This is a genomic window from Pseudaeromonas paramecii (genome assembly GCF_039540575.1).
In the GTDB taxonomy this organism is placed as follows: Bacteria; Pseudomonadota; Gammaproteobacteria; order Enterobacterales; family Aeromonadaceae; genus Pseudaeromonas; species Pseudaeromonas paramecii.
In genome coordinates, this window is the sequence record NZ_BAABFC010000009.1 from 236,074 (window position 1) to 254,428 (window position 18,355).

14 protein-coding genes are annotated in these 18,355 nt (G+C 62.7%); 2 read left to right on the forward strand and 12 right to left on the reverse strand.

Annotated elements, in window-relative coordinates:
• Nucleotides 1–61 precede the first annotated feature (61 nt).
• Both ABD847_RS06580 and ABD847_RS06585 read left to right on the forward strand, forming a co-directional pair.
• Nucleotides 62–1,786, forward strand: coding sequence for a proline--tRNA ligase (locus ABD847_RS06580; protein ID WP_345011212.1), 1,725 nt, complete (start codon nucleotides 62–64; stop codon nucleotides 1,784–1,786).
• A gap of 235 nt (nucleotides 1,787–2,021) precedes the next feature.
• Entirely contained in the window at nucleotides 2,022–2,900 is an 879-nt protein-coding gene (locus ABD847_RS06585) for a GGDEF domain-containing protein (RefSeq protein ID WP_345011214.1), read from the forward strand.
• Here the strand turns inward: ABD847_RS06585 and tilS are convergent.
• The 12 genes from tilS to ispC form a co-directional block, all read right to left on the reverse strand.
• Nucleotides 2,897–4,222, reverse strand: coding sequence for a tRNA lysidine(34) synthetase TilS (gene tilS / locus ABD847_RS06590; RefSeq protein WP_345011216.1), 1,326 nt, complete (start codon nucleotides 4,220–4,222; stop codon nucleotides 2,897–2,899). The two genes, ABD847_RS06585 and tilS, sit on opposite strands and share 4 nt — an antisense overlap.
• A 70-nt stretch (nucleotides 4,223–4,292) precedes the next feature.
• Nucleotides 4,293–5,249 (reverse strand): acetyl-CoA carboxylase carboxyl transferase subunit alpha, encoded by a 957-nt coding sequence (gene accA / locus ABD847_RS06595; protein ID WP_345011218.1) that lies wholly within the window; start codon nucleotides 5,247–5,249, stop codon nucleotides 4,293–4,295.
• A gap of 21 nt (nucleotides 5,250–5,270) precedes the next feature.
• Nucleotides 5,271–8,750, reverse strand: coding sequence for a DNA polymerase III subunit alpha (gene dnaE / locus ABD847_RS06600; RefSeq protein WP_345011220.1), 3,480 nt, complete (start codon nucleotides 8,748–8,750; stop codon nucleotides 5,271–5,273).
• Nucleotides 8,751–8,770: 20 nt separating this feature from the next.
• Complete coding sequence (gene rnhB, locus ABD847_RS06605; RefSeq protein ID WP_345011222.1) at nucleotides 8,771–9,370, reverse strand: ribonuclease HII; 600 nt, start codon at nucleotides 9,368–9,370, stop codon at nucleotides 8,771–8,773.
• A complete protein-coding gene (gene lpxB, locus ABD847_RS06610; RefSeq protein WP_345011224.1) occupies nucleotides 9,367–10,512 on the reverse strand; it encodes a lipid-A-disaccharide synthase in 1,146 nt (381 codons plus the stop codon). Before lpxB ends, rnhB begins: the two co-directional genes overlap by 4 nt.
• A 2-nt stretch (nucleotides 10,513–10,514) precedes the next feature.
• Nucleotides 10,515–11,303: an acyl-ACP--UDP-N-acetylglucosamine O-acyltransferase gene (lpxA, locus tag ABD847_RS06615; protein ID WP_345011226.1), complete on the reverse strand. Its 789-nt coding sequence runs from the start codon at nucleotides 11,301–11,303 to the stop codon at nucleotides 10,515–10,517.
• A 3-nt stretch (nucleotides 11,304–11,306) separates the two neighbouring features.
• Nucleotides 11,307–11,768, reverse strand: a complete 462-nt coding sequence (fabZ, locus tag ABD847_RS06620) for a 3-hydroxyacyl-ACP dehydratase FabZ (RefSeq protein ID WP_345011228.1) — start codon at nucleotides 11,766–11,768, stop codon at nucleotides 11,307–11,309.
• Between the two features lie 13 nt (nucleotides 11,769–11,781).
• Nucleotides 11,782–12,813, reverse strand: a complete 1,032-nt coding sequence (gene lpxD / locus ABD847_RS06625; RefSeq protein ID WP_345011230.1) for a UDP-3-O-(3-hydroxymyristoyl)glucosamine N-acyltransferase — start codon at nucleotides 12,811–12,813, stop codon at nucleotides 11,782–11,784.
• Between the two features lie 3 nt (nucleotides 12,814–12,816).
• Complete coding sequence (locus ABD847_RS06630) at nucleotides 12,817–13,320, reverse strand: OmpH/Skp family outer membrane protein (protein WP_345011471.1); 504 nt, start codon at nucleotides 13,318–13,320, stop codon at nucleotides 12,817–12,819.
• 33 nt (nucleotides 13,321–13,353) lie between these two features.
• The gene (gene bamA / locus ABD847_RS06635; RefSeq protein ID WP_345011232.1) at nucleotides 13,354–15,783 is read right to left on the reverse strand and encodes an outer membrane protein assembly factor BamA; all 2,430 of its coding nucleotides are present in this window, start codon (nucleotides 15,781–15,783) and stop codon (nucleotides 13,354–13,356) included.
• Nucleotides 15,784–15,814: 31 nt separating this feature from the next.
• Entirely contained in the window at nucleotides 15,815–17,164 is a 1,350-nt protein-coding gene (gene rseP, locus ABD847_RS06640; protein ID WP_345011234.1) for a sigma E protease regulator RseP, read from the reverse strand.
• On the reverse strand, nucleotides 17,161–18,354 hold the full coding sequence (ispC, locus tag ABD847_RS06645) for a 1-deoxy-D-xylulose-5-phosphate reductoisomerase (protein WP_345011236.1): 1,194 nt from the start codon (nucleotides 18,352–18,354) through the stop codon (nucleotides 17,161–17,163). The genes rseP and ispC overlap by 4 nt, the downstream gene beginning before the upstream one ends.
• Nucleotide 18,355 lies beyond the last annotated feature (1 nt).

An 18,355-nucleotide genomic window follows, 5' to 3' on the forward strand; every position in this document is an offset into this window, starting at 1 on the left:
AATTTCCGGCCATTCTGTTGTTAAGTCTATCGCCCGTGGCGGCGCCCAAAGGTCCAAGGATATGCGTACCAGTCAATATCTGCTCTCCACCCTCAAGGAAACCCCCTCCGACGCCGAAGTGATCAGCCACCAGCTGATGCTGCGGGCCGGCATGATCCGCAAGCTGGCCTCCGGCCTGTACAACTGGCTGCCCACCGGCCTGCGGGTGCTCAAGAAGATTGAAAACATCGTGCGGGAAGAGATGAACAACGCCGGCGCGGTGGAAGTCTCCATGCCGGTGGTGCAACCGGCCGAGCTGTGGCAGGAGTCCGGCCGCTGGGAGCAGTACGGCCCCGAGCTGTGCCGCCTCACCGACCGCCACAACCGTCCCTTCGTGCTGGGCCCGACCCACGAGGAAGTGATCACCCACCTGGTGCGTTACGAGGTCAGCAGCTACAAGCAACTGCCCCTGAACCTCTACCAGATCCAGACCAAGTTCCGTGACGAGGTCCGCCCCCGTTTCGGCATCATGCGTGGCCGCGAGTTCCTGATGAAGGACGCCTACTCCTTCCACATTGACAAGGCCAGCCTGGTCGAGACCTACGGCAAGATGCACGCCGCCTACTGCGCCGCCTTCAGCCGCATGGGACTGGATTTCCGTCCGGTGCAGGCCGACACCGGCTCCATCGGCGGTACCGGCTCCCATGAGTTCCAGGTGCTGGCGGACAGCGGCGAAGATTTGATCGCCTTCTCCACCGGCTCCGATTACGCCGCCAACATCGAGATGGCCGAGGCCCTGGCGCCGGCCGGTGAGCGTCCGGCCCCCACCGCCGCCCTGACCCAGGTGGCCACCCCCGATGTCCATACCATCGACGAGGTGTGTGCCTTCCTCAAGGTGGACGCCAAACAGGTGGCCAAGACCCTGCTGGTGCTGGGCGAAGCCGACGAAGCCGGTGAGCAGCCGGTGATCGCCCTGGTGCTGCGCGGTGATCACGAGCTAAACGAGGTGAAGGCCGAGAAGCAGCCTGGCGTCGCCAAGCCGCTGACCTTCGCCAACGACGCCCAGATCCAGGCCGCCGCCGGCTGCGACGCCGGCTCCATCGGTCCCAAGGGGCTGAGCTGCCGGGTGATCGTGGATCGTAGCGCCGCCCATCTGGCGGACTTCGTCTGCGGCGCCAACCTCAACGGCCATCACCTCACCGGCGCCAACTGGGATCGTGACATCCAGGGCTACGAGGTGGCCGATCTGCGCAACGTGGTGGAAGGCGATCCCAGCCCCTGTGGCCAGGGCACCCTGCTGCTCAAGCGCGGCATCGAAGTGGGCCACATCTTCCAGCTGGGTACCAAGTACTCCGAGGCCATGAAGGCCACAGTGCTGAACGAAGAGGGCAAGGCCACCATCATGGAGATGGGCTGCTACGGCATCGGCGTCTCCCGCCTGGTGGCCGCCGCCATCGAACAGAACAATGACGCCGCCGGTATCATCTGGCCGGACGCCATAGCGCCGTTTGAGGTGGCCATCATCCCCATGAATATGCACAAGTCCCACCGGGTGGCCGAGCTGGCCGAGCGTTACTACGCCGAGCTCAAGGCCGCCGGGGTGGACGTGCTGTTCGATGACCGCAAGGAGCGCCCGGGCGTCATGTTCGCCGACATGGAGCTCATCGGCATTCCCCACGCCATCGTCATCGGCGAGCGGGGCATCGACAACGGCGTGGTGGAATACAAGTCCCGCCGTGACGGCAGCAAGCTGGAGGTGGCCATCGACGCCATAGTAGCCGAGCTCGTCGCCCGTCTGGGGCGCTAAGCCCAACGCCAACAAAAAGGCCCTCACCGGGCCTTTTTTGTTGGCCGTGCGGCGAGCCGTCACCCGACGACGAGCCCTCCTCACTCCCGGAGACAAATCTTCCGGAGAAAATCGGGCCACCACGCCGCCATTGCCACTCCCCTGGCCCGTCCCCGACAAAATCCCGCGCAATAGGCAGATTGGCACAGCTTTTGCGATATATGGCCATATCGTCAAAAAAATGTGGAGATGTCGGATGGAGAGCCTTCAACTGGTTGCCGCCTATGGACGGGCCCCCGAGTTGCCGATCGGCCGGTTCACCGGCTTTAGCGCCATCTCCAGCCTGGAACGGCTTGAACTGATGGAAAGTCTGATGGGTCAGGATGAGCCCCTCCGCCTGCTGCAAACTTTTGCCGGGTGGGTCGTCAATTTCTTGCCGGTTTGCCGCCTGGAATACAGCCACCGCGGGCAAGACCAGTTGCTGGTAGAAGGTCCCCAAGGGGAAATGCAGCTGCTGATCCCCTTGCAGGATCGTCTCAATCACAACATGGGGGAGCTGTGCTACGGCCTGACCGCCCCCCTGCAACAGCATCACCACCGTCTGCTGCAACAGCTGCACCAGATACTGATCTATCCGTTGCGCCTGCTGCTGCGCATTGAGGAGATGGATCTGCTGAGCCGGCAGGATCACCTGACCGGCATCGGCAACCGGGCCAGCTTCGACGAATCCCTGGCCCGGGCCATAGATCTGAGTCAGCGTCAGGACAACGGCCTGCTGCTGCTGTTGCTGGATCTGGATCACTTCAAGCAGATCAACGACACCCACGGCCACCCCGTGGGGGATCGGGTGCTGGTCCGTTTCGCCAGCCTGGCCAATCAGGCCATCCGCAGCACGGATCTGGCCTTTCGCTTAGGCGGCGACGAGTTTGCCCTGTTGCTGCAGCCGGCGGACCCCTTCGCCGCCCATCGAGTGGCCAGTCGTCTGCAGCATCTGCTGGCCCAGGACAGCGAACTGAGCGCCTGGCAGGTGGACTTCAGCTTCGGTCACGCTGCCTGGCAAGCTGGCATGGACGCGCAGAGCCTGTACCAGCAGGCGGATCAGCAGCTCTATCTCAACAAGGCCCGCCCGCGCTAAGCCGCAGGCGGCACCCAGATGAGTTCAGCCCGCGCCTCGCCTGGCCGAGGCGCACCCGCCTCGCAGACCAGCTTGCCGGCAATCGCCACCGGCACCTCGCCGTAATACAGTACCGGCCAGCGGCCTCGCAGCCAGGGCGCTACCCCCAGCTCCTGCCACAACTTCTTCAGCGGCCGAGAGCCGCCTCGCCCCACCGGCCGCAGGCGAGTGCTACCGGGCAAGCCCCAACGCAGGCTGACCGACTCTGATCCAGAAGGTAGCCGTAGTTCGCCCCTGTCACACATCCTCAGCCCAGCCCACCCCAGCTCCGCCGGCAGCCGGCACAGACCATCCCGCGTCAGGGAGACGGTGCCAGGCGACAAGACCCCTTGCCTGGCCACCTGATGCAATGCCTCGGCAAAACGATACAGGGTGCCGCCGGCCCACTGCAGCGCCGGCATGGCATCGGCCTGGGCCTGTACCAGTTGCGGCCAGATGCTGCGCAGCTGGACTTCGCTGGGCACGGTGCCGGTTTGTTGACGCAGCCAGTGGCGCAGCAGATTGTGCCGCCGGGGCTCGGAGAGGCTCGCCAGCGGCGCCAGCGCCAAACTGGCGCCGTCCCCCCGGCACAGCGCCAGATCGGCACGGGCGATCTCCTCCGCCAGCGCCTCCTGCTCGGCACACAGGCGGGCCGAACGGCTGGCCGCCTGGGTAAAGCCGGGCCAACGCGCCTGCAACGGCGGCACTATGGCATGACGCAGGAAGTTACGATCAAAACCCAGGTCCGCGTTGCTCTCATCCTCGATCCAGCTGAGCCCCGCCGCGTTGGCCCAGGCCGCCAGTTCGGCGCGGCCATGACTCAGCAAGGGCCGGATCAGCTCGCCACCGGCAAAGGCTTGCCGCAATCCCATGGCCGCCAGTCCGCGCGGGCCCGCACCGCGTTTGAGGGCCAGCAACAGGGTCTCCAGCTGGTCATCCTGGTGGTGCGCCGTCAGTAAGCGCTCACCGGGGGCCAGCCGCGCTGCCAGGGCCCCATAGCGCGCCTGCCGCGCCACCGCTTCCAGGCTCTGCCGCGGGCCACACGTCAGCCGCAGCCGCACCACCTCCAGCGGCACGGCGTGGGCGTCGCAGAGCTGCTGGCAGTGGGTCGCCCAAGCATCGGCATTAGGGCTGAGCCCATGGTGCACATGCACGGCCCTGAGTGAATAACCCGGATAGGCATCCCGCAGGGCCACCAGCCAGGCCAGCAGCACCCTGGAGTCCAGGCCGCCGCTGTAGGCCAGCAGCAAGGGGCCCGGCGGCAGCAGTTGGCGCAATTCGGTCAGCGGCACGGCGGGGGACATGTGAGCTCCTTAGTGAAAGACCCAGACAAAAAGGCCGCCCCGAGGGACGGCCTGTTGCGGCTGAGCAGACTTAGCAGTAGCCATAACCCATCAGACGCTGATAGCGCTTGGAGATCAGCTCCTCAGCGGTCAGCAGCCGCAGCTCGGACAAGTCCGCCAGCAGGCGGGTCTTGAGGTGCGCCACCATCTCGTCCAAGTTGCGGTGGGCGCCGCCCAGGGGCTCGGGAATGATGTTGTCGATGAGCCCCAATTCTTTCAAGCGTTGGGCCGTGATGCCCATGGCCTCGGCGGCCAGGGAGGCCTTGTCGGCGCTCTTCCACAGTATGCTGGCACAGCCTTCCGGGGAGATCACCGAGTAGGTGGAGTACTGCAGCATGTTGACCCTGTCCCCCACGCCGATGGCCAGGGCACCGCCGGAGCCGCCCTCGCCGATCACGGTGCAGATCACCGGCACCTTGAGGCCGGACATCACCTTGAGATTGCGGGCGATGGCTTCGGACTGACCACGCTCCTCGGCCCCCACGCCAGGGTAGGCGCCCGGGGTGTCGATGAAGGTGATGATGGGCATCTTGAAGCGCTCGGCCATCTCCATCAGCCGCAGGGCCTTGCGGTAGCCTTCGGGCCGCGGCATGCCGAAGTTGCGCTTGATCTTCTCCTGAGTGTCCCGCCCCTTCTGCTGGCCAATGACCATCACGGGCTCATCGTCGAAACGGGCCACCCCGCCGACGATGGCCTTGTCGTCGGCATAGGCACGGTCGCCCGCCAGCTCGTCGAATTCGGTGAACAGGCGATCGATGTAATCCTGGGTATAGGGACGCAGGGGATGGCGGGCCAATTGGGAAATCTGCCAGGCACCCAGATCGCTGAACAGCTTACGAGTCAGCTCCTCGTTTTTCTTCTCCAGCCGCGCTATCTCTTCGGAGAGATCCACGTTGCGGCCCACGCCGCTGCTCACATGCTTGAGCTCGTCGATCTGTGCCACCAGCTCGGCGATAGGCTGTTCAAACTCAAGGTAATTCAGATTCATAGTCAATTCCGAAATCGCTACTTAAAACAAGAGCTCGACCGCGGACTTGCCCAGCAAGCTCCGCAGGTCGTCCAGTAGTTGATCGGTCGGCGTCACCCGCCACTGGGTGCCCAAGGCCAATTGCGCCTGGACGCCCGGTTTGCGATAGCATACCTGAACCGGGCAGACCCCGGCACGGTGTGGCTCCATTATTTCCATAAAACGTTGGAAAAAACGGCCGTCGATCTGATTGTTATCCAGTTGCAGCCGCAGTTGCCGGGCATGTCTGGCCCGGGCCTCGGCAATATCCATGACATCACGGGCCGACATTTTAAGGCCACCGGAGAAGTCGTCAAAGCCGACCTGTCCGCTGACCACCAGAATCCGGTCCTTTTCCAGCAAGGGTTCGAAACGCTCCAGCGCCTCGGAGAACAGGGTGACATCCAGGCGGCCGGAACGATCGTCCAGGGTCATGATCCCCATGCGGGTCCCCCGCTTGGTCACCATGACCCGGGTGGCGATCACGAGTCCCGCCGCCGTGGTGATCTTGTCCCGCTCCGTGGGGTGCAGATCGCACAGGCGCGCCGAGGTGTAGTGCCTGAGCTCCGCCTGGTATTGGTTGATGGGGTGACCCGTGAGGTAAAGGCCCAGCGTCTCCCGCTCGCCATCCAGCCAGACCTTGTCCGGCCACTCGGGCACCTGGGCGAATACCGGCGGCGGCACCACGGCGTCGTCGGCGAACAGATCGCCAAACAAATCGTTCTGCCCCAGCGCCTGATCCTTGGCCTTCTGCTCGGCGGCCTTCATGGCCTCCGGCAGCGATGCCATCAGGGCGGCTCTGTGGGGCCCCAGGCGATCCAGGGCGCCGGCCAGGATCAGCTTCTCCATCACCCGCTTGTTCAGGCGCTTGATGTCCACCCGGTTGCAGAAGTCGAACAGATCCCGGAAGGGGCCGCCGGCGTCCCGCGCCTCGAGAATCGCCTCGATGGGGCCTTCCCCCACCCCCTTGACGGCGCCGATGCCGTAGACGATGTGGCCCTGCTCGTTGACGGTGAAGCGGTAGCGCCCCGTGTTCACATCCGGCGGTATGATGGTGAGCCCCATGCGCTGACACTCATCCACCAGGGTCACTATCTTGTCGGTGTTGTCCATGTCCGCCGTCATCACCGCCGCCATGAATTCGGCCGGGTAATGGGTCTTGAGCCACAGGGTCTGGTAGGAGACCAGGGCATAGGCGGCGGAGTGGGACTTGTTGAAGCCGTAACCGGCGAACTTCTCCACCAGGTCGAAGATCTTCATCGCCAGCTCGCCGTCGACGCCGTTCTTCACCGCCCCTTCCTCGAAGCCGGCCCGTTGCTTGGCCATCTCCTCGGGCTTCTTCTTACCCATGGCGCGACGCAACATGTCGGCGCCCCCCAGCGTATAACCCGCCAGGGTCTGGGCGATCTGCATCACCTGCTCCTGATAGAGGATGATGCCGTAGGTGGGCTCCAGGATGGGCTTGAGGCTCTCGTGCTGCCAGGTGGCATCCGGGTAGGAGATGGCTTCCTTGCCGTGCTTACGGTCGATGAAGTTATCCACCATGCCCGATTGCAAGGGGCCCGGCCGGAACAGGGCCACCAGGGCGATCATGTCTTCGAAGCAGTCGGGCTTGAGGCGCTTGATCAGATCCTTCATGCCGCGGGATTCCAGCTGGAACACAGCCGTGGTTTCGCAGCCCAGCAGGCTCTTGAAGGAGGTGGGGTCATCCAGCGGGATGGCGGCAATGTCCACCGGCGGCTTGCCTTCTTGCGCCAGCCGCGGGTTGATCATCCCCAGGGCCCACTCGATGATGGTGAGGGTGCGCAGCCCCAGGAAGTCGAACTTCACCAGGCCCGCGTATTCCACGTCGTTCTTGTCGAACTGGGTCACCGGGTTCTTGCCTTCGCCGTCGCAATACAGGGGGGCGAAGTCGGTGATCTTGGTGGGGGCTATGACCACGCCACCGGCGTGCTTGCCGGCGTTGCGGGTCACCCCTTCCAGCTGGCGGGCCATGTCGATGAGGGCCTTGACCTCCTCATCCTGGTTGTAGATCTCCGGCAGCTTGGGCTCGGCCTCGAAGGCCTTCTCCAGGGTCATGCCCGGATCCGGCGGCACCAGCTTGGAGATGCGATCCACGAAGCCATAGGGATGCCCCAGCACCCGGCCCACATCACGGATGGCCGCCTTGGCCGCCATGGTACCGAAGGTGATGATCTGGGACACCGCCTCCCGACCGTACATGTCCGCCACGTGCTCGATCACCTTGTCCCGGCGATCCATGCAGAAGTCCACGTCGAAGTCAGGCATGGAGACCCGCTCCGGGTTCAGGAAGCGTTCGAACAGCAGGTCGAATTCAAGCGGGTCCAGGTCGGTGATCTTGAGGGCATAGGCCACCAAGGAGCCCGCCCCCGAGCCACGGCCCGGCCCCACCGGGATGCCGTTATCCTTGGACCACTGGATAAACTCCATCACGATGAGGAAGTAGCCGGGGAAGCCCATCTGGTTGATCACCTTGAGCTCCACGTCCAGCCGCTCGTCATATTCCGTGCGGCGCTGGGCCCGTACCGCTGGATCCGGGAACAGGAATTCGAGGCGCTCCTCCAGCCCCTCCTTGGACTTCATCACCAAAAAGTCTTCGGTGGTCATGTCGCCGGTGGGGAAGTTGGGCAGGAAGTATTCCCCCAGACGTACCGTGACGTTGCAGCGCTTGGCGATCTCCACCGTGTTGGCCAGGGCCTCGGGCAAGTCGGCAAACAGCGCGACCATCTCATCAACGCTGCGCAGGTATTGCTGGCGGCTGTAGCGTTTGGGCCGGCGGGCATCGTCCAGGGTGTAGCCATCGTGGATGGCCACCCGGATCTCGTGGGCCTCGAAGTCCGACTCGTCACGGAACACCACCTCGTTGGTGGCCACCACTGGGATGCCCTGCTCGCCGGCCAGCTTCACCGCCATGTGCAGGTAGCTCTCCTCGTCGGTGCGCCCGGTGCGGATCAGCTCCAGATAGTAACGGTCGGCAAAGTGCTGCTGATAGAAGCCCAGGGTCTGGGCCACCATGGCCTGATTGCCCTTGAGCAGGAAGCGCCCCACGTCCCCCTCGCGGCCGCCAGACAGCAGAATGAGGCCGGCGGAGAGCTCCGCCAGCCAGGCCTTGTCCACCACGGGACGGCCCTGCACATGGCCGCGCAGGTAGGCGCGGGAGATGAGTTGCACCAGGTTCTGCTGGCCGTCGTTGTCCATGGCCAGGGCGGTGAGGCGGTAGAGTTCGTCCCCCAGCTCTGGGCTCTGCAACCAGAGATCGGCGCCGACGATGGGCTTCATGCCCTTGCCATGAGCCTCACCGTAGAAGCGCACCAGGCCGCACTGGTTCATCTGATCCGTCAGGGCCATGGCCGGCATGCCAAACTCGGCGGCGCGGGCCACCAGGGGTTTGACCTTCTGCAGGCCATCGATCATGGAAAAGTCGGAATGCACCCGCAGGTGAATGAAGCGTGGTTCCGCCATGGTGGGGCTCCCTCCAGTGTTCAGGCCAGGCCCAACGCCAGGCGCACGGGTCTGAAGCTACGACGATGGAACTCGGTCACCCCGAACTGGGCGAGGCGCTCCAGGTGCAGGGCGGTGGGGTAGCCCTTGTGCTGGGCAAACCCGTATTGGGGGAAGCGGGCATCCAGCGCGTCCATCTCGGCATCCCGGGTCACCTTGGCCAGGATGGAGGCGGCACTGATCTCGGCCACCAGACCATCGCCCTTGACCACCGCCAGGGAGGGCACACCGAAGTCCGGGCTGCGATTGCCGTCCACCAGCACCGCCTGGGCGGCGATGGGCAGGGCCGCCACCGCCCGCTGCATGGCCAGCAGGGTGGCCTTGAGGATGTTGAACTCGTCGATCTCGGCGGGCGAGCAGCGGCCGATGGCAAAGGCCCGGGCCTTGTCCCGGATCTCGTCATACAGCGCCAGCCGCTTCTTCTCCGAGAGCTTCTTGGAGTCCGCCAGGCCTGTGATGGGCCGAGCCGCATCAAGAATGACGGCGGCAGTCACCACGTCCCCCACCAGGGGGCCGCGGCCCACTTCGTCCACGCCGGCCACCCGCAGCAGGGCCGGATCCCAGGGATAGTTAAAGCTCATGCCACCTCCAGCAGTTCCAGCACCGCCTGGGCGGCCTGGCTGTCGGCATCACAGCGGATAAGCTGATGCAGCCGGGTGAATTCATCCAGCAGCTGACGATTGTCGCCGACCAGCCGCTGGGCCAATGCCGCGGCGATGGCCTCGGGGGTGCAGTCGTCCTGAATGAGCTCCGGCACTATGTGACGACCGGCCAGCAGATTGGGCAGCGAGAAGGTGCGGATCTTGACGAGCTTCTGCGCCAGCCAGTAGGTCAGCGGCTTCACCTTGTAACCCACTACCATGGGGCGCTTGACCAGCATGGCTTCCAGAGTGGCGGTGCCGGAGGCCAGCAAGATGGCCTCGCTGGCCGCCATCACCTCCCGGGCCTGCCCGTCGAACAGCTGCACCGGCAAGTGAGGGAATGCCTGCAACATGGCTTCGAACTGGGCGCGGCGCCGGTCGTTGACCAGGGGCACGATAAAGGTCAGCTCGGGGAAGCGCCCATGCAGCAGGGCGCAGGCCTGCAGAAACACCTGACCCAGCATGCCCACCTCCGCCTGCCGGCTGCCCGGCAGCACCGCCAGATAGCGGCCCTGCGGGCTCAGGCCCAGGGCCTGACAGGCCGCAACCCGATCACTCACCAGGGGGATGGCATCGGCCAGGGTATGACCGACAAAGCGGCAGGGCGCCTGATGCTGGTCGTAGAAGGCCTTCTCAAATGGCAGGAAGGCCAGCACCAGATCCGTGGCCGCCTTGATCTTGTGAATGCGGGATTGGCGCCAGGCCCATACCGAGGGACTGACGTAATGCACCGTCTTGATGCCGGCGTCTTTGAGTACGCGCTCCACCCCCAGGTTGAAGTCCGGGGCATCCACACCGATATAGAGATCCGGCGGGTTGGCCTTCAGCGCCCGGATCAGCTGGCGGCGCACCTGCAACAGACGCGGCAGGCGACCCAGCACCTCGACAAGGCCCATCACCGCCAGCTCTTCCATGTCGAACAGGCTGTCGATGCCCAGGGCCTGCATGCGCGGGCCGGCAATACCGACAAATTCAATCTGGGGGTGGCGGCTGCGCAGGGCCTGCATCAGACCGGCAGCAAGAATATCGCCGGAGACTTCTCCGGCGACAATGGCGATACGCAGAGGGCGAGACGCGGCCATGATCAGCGAACGATGCCGCGCTCGTTCTGCTTGAGGAAGTCCACCAGCGGTTGCACCGCGGCCTCTTCAGCAGCCAGCGCCGTCAGCTCGGCCATGGCTTCTTCCACCGTCAGCCCCTGACGGTAAAGCAGCTTGTAGGCCTTCTTCACCGCCGAAATGGCCTCGGGGGTAAAACCGCGACGCTTGAGGCCTTCGCTGTTCACGCCGAAGGGCTTGGCATAGTGACCGGCGGCCATCACGTAGGGCGGCACGTCCTTGTTCAGGGCGGCCATGCCGGCGACGAAGGCATGAGAGCCGACACGACCAAACTGGTGAATGGCGGACAAGCCGCCGAAGATCACCCAGTCACCCACGGTGACGTGGCCGGCCAGGGTGGCGTTGTTGGCGAAGATACAGTCATCGCCGATCACGCAGTCGTGGGCCACATGAACGTTGACCATGAAGAGGTTGCGGCTGCCCACCTTGGTGAGGGCCTGATCCTGCACGGTACCGCGATGGAAGGTGCAGTGCTCACGGATGACGTTGTCATCCCCCACTTCCAGGAAGGTGCGCTCACCCTTGTACTTCTTGTCCTGGCAATCCTCGCCGATGGAGCAGAATTGATAGATCTTGTTGCGCCGACCCAGCTTGGTCGGGCCCTTGATCACCACGTGGGAACCTATCCAGGTCCCCTCCCCGATCTCCACTTCGGCCCCGATATGGCTCCAGGGGCCTATCTCCACCCCAGGGCCAATCTTGGCATCGGGATGGACGATGGCGGTTTCATGAATCACGGCACTGGCATCGATCACGTATCAGCTCTCGCGTTTGGCACACATCAGTTCGGCGGTACAGACAATCTCGCCATCCACGGTAGCAACGCCGGTAAACTTGGCGATGCCACGACGCTCCTTCAAAAACTCCACATCCAGCACCAGCTGGTCGCCCGGTACCACGGGACGCCGGAAACGGGCATTGTCGATGGAGGCAAAATAGTACAGCTCGTTAGGACCCGGCTTGCCCACCATGCGGAAGGCCAGGATGCCGGTGGCCTGGGCCATGGCTTCCAGGATCAGGACCCCGGGCAGCACCGGTTTCTGGGGAAAGTGGCCCTGAAAAAACGGCTCGTTGAAAGAGACATTCTTGATGCCGCGCAACACCTTGCGCTCATCGGAAATCTCATAGCTGACCACACGGTCCACCAGCAGGAAAGGGTAGCGGTGGGGCAGCAATTCCAGGATCTGTTGAATATCCAGCTGATTAAGTTCGTTGCTCAAACCAGGTTCCTTTTTACTTTTGTTCTGGGTCCACCAGCTGCTTTTCCAACCGGCTGAGGCGGGCGTGGAGATCCTCCACATGCAGGAGCCGGGCGGCCATCTTGCGCCACTGCTTGTTGGGCTGGGCGGGCACGCCGGAGGAGTAGATCCCAGGCTCGCTGATGGAACGCATGACCATGGCCATTCCGGTGATGGTGGCCTGATCACAGATGCTAATGTGACCGTTGAGGACGGAAGCGCCACCAATAATACAGTATTTGCCGATCTCCACGCTACCAGCGATGGTAGTACTGCCAGCAATCGCCGTGCCATACCCTATCTCCACGTTGTGGGCGATCTGGCACAGGTTGTCGATGATGACATTGTCGGCAATGCAGGTATGGTCGATAGCCCCCCGGTCGATGCAGGTGTTGGCACCGATTTCCACCCGGTTACCAATGCGCACGCCACCCAGCTGCGGGATCTTGATCCACTCACCACGCTCGTTGGCATAGCCAAAGCCATCGGCCCCCAGCACTGTCCCGGACTGGACAAGACACGCCTCCCCCAGCCAGACATCATGGTAGACGGTGACGTTGGCCCACAGGCGGGTGCCCTTGCCCAGGCGGCTGTCCCGGCCGATGAAACAGCCGGGACCCACCACCACACCTTCGGCCAGCACGGCACCCGACTCCACCACCACATTGGCCCCCAGCACCACATTGGCGGCCAGCTGGGCATCCGGCGCGACCTGGGCCGAGGGATGGATACCTCCGGTGGCTTGTGCCGGCGTGGTGTCCAGCAACTGAGCCACCCGGGCAAAGCCCACGTAAGGATCAGCCAACACCAGGGCATTGGTCTGGCACAAGGGCAGATCGGCGGCCTTGAGCAACACGGCAGACGCCTTGGTCTGCTGCAGGAAGTCCCGGTATTTGGCCGAGGTGAGGAAGGAGATGCTCCCCTCCTGGGCGGTTTCCAGGTTGGCAATCCGCTGAATAACGACCTGCGGATCACCATGCAGCTCGGCACCCAGCTGCTGTGCCAGTTCTCCAAGGGTCATGCTCATGAATTACTTGCCTTTGCTAACTTGATCGATCACTTGCTGAGAGATATCCACCTTCGGACTGGCGAAGATGACCGCCTGACCATTCAGCACCAGATCGTAACCCTGCGCCTTGGCAATGCCATCCACGGCGGTACGCACCTTGGTCAGCACCTGTTGCTGCTCTTCACCATAGCGACGCTGTTGATCTTCCTGCAGAGCCTGACCCTTGAGATTGTAGTCGGACTGCATCTCGGCCAACTTGCGCTGCATCTTGGTGCGCTCATCGGCACTCATGAAGGACTCGTCCTTCTTGAGCTTGGCAGCCATGGCCTGACCATCGCTCTCCAGACGCTGCATCTCACGCACCCGACCTTCGAACTCCTTCTTGAGCTTGGCTTCGATGACCTTCATCTGCGGCAGCTCAGACATGACTCGCGGTACGTTCACCACGGCAATCTTCTCAGCCATGGCGGCAGAAGAGAAACCCAGGCCCATCAGCGCCAGCCCCAGGCCGGCAACACGAAACATCTTATTCACTTACGACTCCTTGCTTAAATCGCATCAGAAGGTGCGGCCAATGTTGAAACTAAACACTTCGGTCTTGTCTCCCGGTTGCTTCTTCAGAGGATAAGCAAACGAGAAAACCAACGGCCCCATGGGAGAGAGCCATTGTAACGCTACGCCGGTCGAGGCCCGGTAGAGGCTGGGATCGGAATAATCGTAAAACTTGTCACAGCCAGAGACGCACTGAGCGTAGGTGGCCGGGTCGAAGGTGGTGTCCCATACCGAACCGATATCAAAGAACACCGAGGTTCTGAGCTGATTACGGTAGGACTCCGGCGCGAAGGGGGTGGGCACGATAAACTCGAGGGACGCCACCGCCTGAGCATTACCACCCACGGCCTGATCCGTGCCTATGGTGCCGGACTGCCCCTGATCGTTCACCAGGTAGATGGCCTTGGGGCCCACCGTGTTGCTCTGGAAGCCACGCAGCCACTCACTGCCACCGGCATAGTAGTTCTCGAAGAAGGGCAACACCTGGCTATAGCCGTCGACGGAACCATACCCATTGCCATAGGCCATGCGGAAGCGACCGGCAATCACCCACTGGTGATCCTGATCCAACGGCAAGTAGTTGCTGTTATCGAAACTGAGCTTGTAGAACTGCAGATCCGAGCCCGGTATCGTCACCTTACCGGTAAACTGCTGGCGGTTACCTGCGGTGGGGAACATCCCCTTGTTCAGGTAGTTGCGGGTCCAGCTGCTGGTGAAGTTAATGTTGTTAAACACCACCCGCCCCTGGGAGTCGGTTTCACCGGAATACAGACTCCAGAACTTGCGGATCTGGGCATAGGCCTTCAGTTGGGACAGCTTGTTGTTCTCAAAGCCCAGACCGTACTCCAGCCGGTTATTTTCGTTGATCGGGTAACCGAAGGTGGCACTCACCCCCAGGGTTTCGTTGTTATAGTCCACCAGGTTGGCATTGCCGGCCTCAAACTTGGTGTAGTAGGCCCGGCCGCCCAGGCTGACGCCATCCATGGTGAAATAGGGGTCGGTATAGCTGACATCATAGGTCTTGCTGTAGTCGTTCATGTTGAAATTGAACGCCACCTTGTTGCCGGTGCCCAGGAAGTTGTCCTGCTGCAGACCAAACTGGAAGCTGACACCGGACTCCGTACCGTAACCCACCCCACCGGAGATGGAGCCCACCGGCTGCTCCTTGACCTTAACGTCCAAGTCCACCTGATCCTGATGGCCAGGGATACGCTGGGGCTGCACCTCTACCGTCTCGAAGAAGCCCAATCGGTTCAGGCGGCTTTTGGAACTCTCCACCTTCTCGTTAGAGAACCAGGATCCTTCCATCTGGCGCATCTCGCGGCGCACCACCTCGTCACGGGTCACCTGGTTACCGCTGATGTTGATACGGCGCACATGGATACGGGCACCCGGCTCCACGTTGATGTTGAGCTCCACCTCGTGAGTCTCGTCGTTGATCACCGGATAGGTATGCACCTGGGGATAGGCATAACCGAAGCGGCCGAGGAACTTGGACAGACTCTCTTCGGTATGGGCCACATCGGCGGCCGAATACAGCTCGCCCACCTGCAGCGGCACCAGGGCCTTGAGCTCGGACTCGCGACCAATGAGATCGCCGCGCAGCTTGACCGCGCTGATCTTGTACTGTTCGCCTTCCTTGAGGTTCAGGGTGATGTAGATGCCCTTCTTGTCCGGGGTCATGGCCACCTGGGTGCTATCCACCCGAAAACGCAGGTAACCCCGGTCCATATAATAGGAGCGCAAGGCTTCCAGATCCCCGGCCAGCTTCTGCTTCTGGTACTTCTGATCGGCGATGAAATTCCACCAGGGCTTTTCGTCCCGCAGCGACATCTGGGCCAGCAGGCGCTCTTCGCTAAACACCTTGTTACCGACGAAGTTGATCTGTTGGATCTTGGCCGACACCCCTTCGATGAAGTTGAACTTCAACGCCACCCGGTTGCGGGGCAAGGGGGTCACCACTGCCTGTATCTTGGCGGAGTACTTGCCCACGCCGTAATAGAAGTCTTCCAGTCCCTGTTCCAGGGTGCGCAACACGGTTCTGTCCAGCGCCTCACCCACCCGGACGCCAGAAGAGTCCAGCGATTGTTGCAGCTGCTCTTCTTTGATGTCCTTGTTGCCGGCGAATTCGATGCTGCTGATGGTGGGGCGTTCCCGCACCTGTACCACCAGGGCGTCGCCATCCCGCATCAACTGGATATCTTCAAAGTTACCCGTGGCATAAAGCTTCTTGATGGCGTTGGCCTGGGCCGCCGCATCCAGTTCATCACCCACCCGAATGGGCAAGTTAAGCAGAGCCGCCCCCAGGGTGACCCGTTGCAGACCTTCAACGCGAATATCTTTCACGACAAAGGAGGAAGAAGCCCCATGGGCACAGGGTGCCATTAGACTGACGCCCAGCAGGCAAGAGGCGGCCAGCGCTTTTCTTACAGCCATGTTGTTCTCTTTTGTCCTTATTCTGAGCCTTTTAGAGGCGAGCAAAATCATTAAACAGGGCAATCGCCATCAAACAGACCAGGATGGCTGCGCCGAACTTGAATGCATACTCCTGAAATTTCTCAGGAACGGGTCGGCCGGTGACGGCCTCCACCAGATAGAACAGCAGGTGACCCCCATCCAGGATGGGGAGCGGGAACAGATTGATAATCCCGAGATTCACACTGACCAGGGCCAAAAAGCCGAGGAAGTATACCAGACCGAATTCGGCACTGCTCCCCGCACCTTTGGCAATCGAGATCGGACCGCTGAGATTATCTAGGGAGAGGATGCCAGTTAGCAATTTACCCAGCATCGCCACTGTGAGGCTGATCATGTTGCCGGTCTTATCCAGCGCCTCAGCCACCGCCTTGAAGGGGCCATAGCGCAACTCAAACCGGTACTGCTCCGGCACCGGCTCCACGCTGGGCGCCAGGCCGGCAAAACCAAACATCCGCTTCCCCTCCTCCTTCAGCACCGGCGTCAGCACCGTCTGTTGCTCCTGGCCATCACGTCGGAAGGTCAGGGTCAGGGGGGTATCAGGCGAGTCTTGCACCCGGTTCACCAAAAATACCCAGTCGGTGATGGGCTGGCCATCCAGGGTCAACAGGGTATCCCCGGCCTGCAGGCCGGCTTGTTCACCCGGACTGCCCGGCACCACCTGTGCCAGGGTCAGGGTCAGCTTGGGGCCCAACGGCGCTATGCCCAGGCTGAGGATGGGCGACTCTTTTTCCGGGTCGAACTGCCAGTTATCCAGCGGCAGGGTCACCGTCTGTTCATCGCCCTGGGGAGTGCGCACCGTGAGGACGGTCTCGTGATCGCCAATCCGGCGCACCAGACCATAGGCCACCGACTCCCAGTCCGCTGTCGGCCGACCATCCACCTGCAGAATTTCCATCTGGGGTTGCAGACCCGCCTGGGCGGCGATGGATTGGGGCGCTACCGCCTCCACCACGGGGTGCACCGCCGGCACACCGATGAGGAACATCAGCCAGAAGGCAAACAGGGCAAACCCGAAATTGGCAAGGGGGCCGGCGGCCACGATGGCAAACCGCTTGGCGACCGATTTGTGATCGAAGGCCGCCGCCTCGTCACCGGGCGCCAGGGGAGCCACTCGGCCATCCAGCATCTTGACGTAGCCGCCCAGGGGGATCAGGGAGAGGGAGAACTCGGTGCCGTACTTATCGGTGCGGCTCCACAGCACGCGACCAAACCCCAAGGAGAACCGCAGCACCCGGACGCCACACAGGCGCGCCACATAAAAGTGGCCCCATTCGTGAACGGCGATCAGGATGGCCAGGGCCACCACAAAGGAGGCCAGATTCCACAAGACAGCTGTCATATACGCTCCTGGATCAATTGCAGCGCTAAACGCCGAGCCTCGTCATCCAGCCCGAGGATGGCCGTCAAGTCATCGGCAGGCGATCCAGCCAGCCGCTCCACCACACCGGCATTGATGGTGTGGATAGTGGTAAAACCGATCTGCCCGGCCAGGAAGGAGGCCACCGCCATCTCATTGGCGGCGTTCAGGGCCGTGGTGGCCCCCTGCCCCGCCCAACAGGCTTCCATGGCCAACTGCAGCCCAGGATACCGCTGATAATCCGGTGCCAGGAAGGTCAACTCACCCAGGCTGCAAAAATCCAGCGGCCCCACGCCGGAGGCGATACGCGCCGGATAGCTCATGACATAGGCGATGGGGGTGCGCATGTCCGGCTGCCCCATCTGGGCCAGCACGGAACCGTCCTTGTACTGCACCATGGAGTGGATCACCGATTGGGGGTGGATCACCACCTGCATCTGCTCGGGTTGGGCGTTGAACAGCCAACGGGCCTCTATGTACTCCAGGCCTTTATTCATCATGGTGGCGGAGTCCACCGAAATCTTGCGGCCCATGGACCAGTTGGGATGGGCCACCGCCTGTTCCGGCGTCACCGCCGCCAGCTGCTCCACCGGGGTATAGCGGAAGGGGCCACCGGAGCCGGTCAGCAAGATCTTGTGTACCCCGGCGGCGGCCAAGTCGCAAAAGCCCAGCTGTTGCTGCACGCTCTGCGGCAGGCACTGGAAGATGGCATTGTGTTCGCTGTCCACCGGCAGGATACGCGCCCCTGAGTCACGGGCCGCCTCCATAAACAAGGCCCCGGACATCACCAGGGCCTCCTTGTTGGCCAACAGCACCGTCTTGCCCGCCTTGACGGCGGCCAGCGCCGGCAACAGGCCGGCGGCCCCCACGATGGCGGCCATCACCTGATCCACCTCGGCCAGCCTGGCCACCTCACACAGCGCCTCGGCACCGCTGAGCACCTCGGTCAGGCTCTGGTGACTGGCCAGCGCTTCACGCAGCTGCTGCGCCGCCGCCTCATCGGCCATCACCGCATAGCGAGGTTCAAACTCCAGACAGTCCGCCAGCATGGCCGTCACATCACGGTGAGCGGCCAGGGCGGTGACAGCAAAGGTCTGCCGATGACGACGGATGATGTCCAGGGTGCTCCGACCGATGGAGCCTGTGGAGCCAAGCACGGTAACGCGTTGCATG

Excerpts from the sequence above, each read along its gene's own strand:
- ABD847_RS06580 (WP_345011212.1), top strand. The coding sequence starts at position 62 with ATGCGTACCAGTCAATATCTGCTCTCCACCCTCAAGGAAACCCCCTCC.
- ABD847_RS06585 (WP_345011214.1), top strand. The coding sequence starts at position 2,022 with ATGGAGAGCCTTCAACTGGTTGCCGCCTATGGACGGGCCCCCGAGTTG.
- tilS (WP_345011216.1), bottom strand. The coding sequence starts at position 4,222 with ATGTCCCCCGCCGTGCCGCTGACCGAATTGCGCCAACTGCTGCCGCCG.
- accA (WP_345011218.1), bottom strand. The coding sequence starts at position 5,249 with ATGAATCTGAATTACCTTGAGTTTGAACAGCCTATCGCCGAGCTGGTG.
- dnaE (WP_345011220.1), bottom strand. The coding sequence starts at position 8,750 with ATGGCGGAACCACGCTTCATTCACCTGCGGGTGCATTCCGACTTTTCC.
- rnhB (WP_345011222.1), bottom strand. The coding sequence starts at position 9,370 with ATGAGCTTTAACTATCCCTGGGATCCGGCCCTGCTGCGGGTGGCCGGC.
- lpxB (WP_345011224.1), bottom strand. The coding sequence starts at position 10,512 with ATGGCCGCGTCTCGCCCTCTGCGTATCGCCATTGTCGCCGGAGAAGTC.
- lpxD (WP_345011230.1), bottom strand. The coding sequence starts at position 12,813 with ATGAGCATGACCCTTGGAGAACTGGCACAGCAGCTGGGTGCCGAGCTG.
- ABD847_RS06630 (WP_345011471.1), bottom strand. The coding sequence starts at position 13,320 with ATGTTTCGTGTTGCCGGCCTGGGGCTGGCGCTGATGGGCCTGGGTTTC.
- bamA (WP_345011232.1), bottom strand. The coding sequence starts at position 15,783 with ATGGCTGTAAGAAAAGCGCTGGCCGCCTCTTGCCTGCTGGGCGTCAGT.
- rseP (WP_345011234.1), bottom strand. The coding sequence starts at position 17,164 with ATGACAGCTGTCTTGTGGAATCTGGCCTCCTTTGTGGTGGCCCTGGCC.
- ispC (WP_345011236.1), bottom strand. The coding sequence starts at position 18,354 with ATGCAACGCGTTACCGTGCTTGGCTCCACAGGCTCCATCGGTCGGAGC.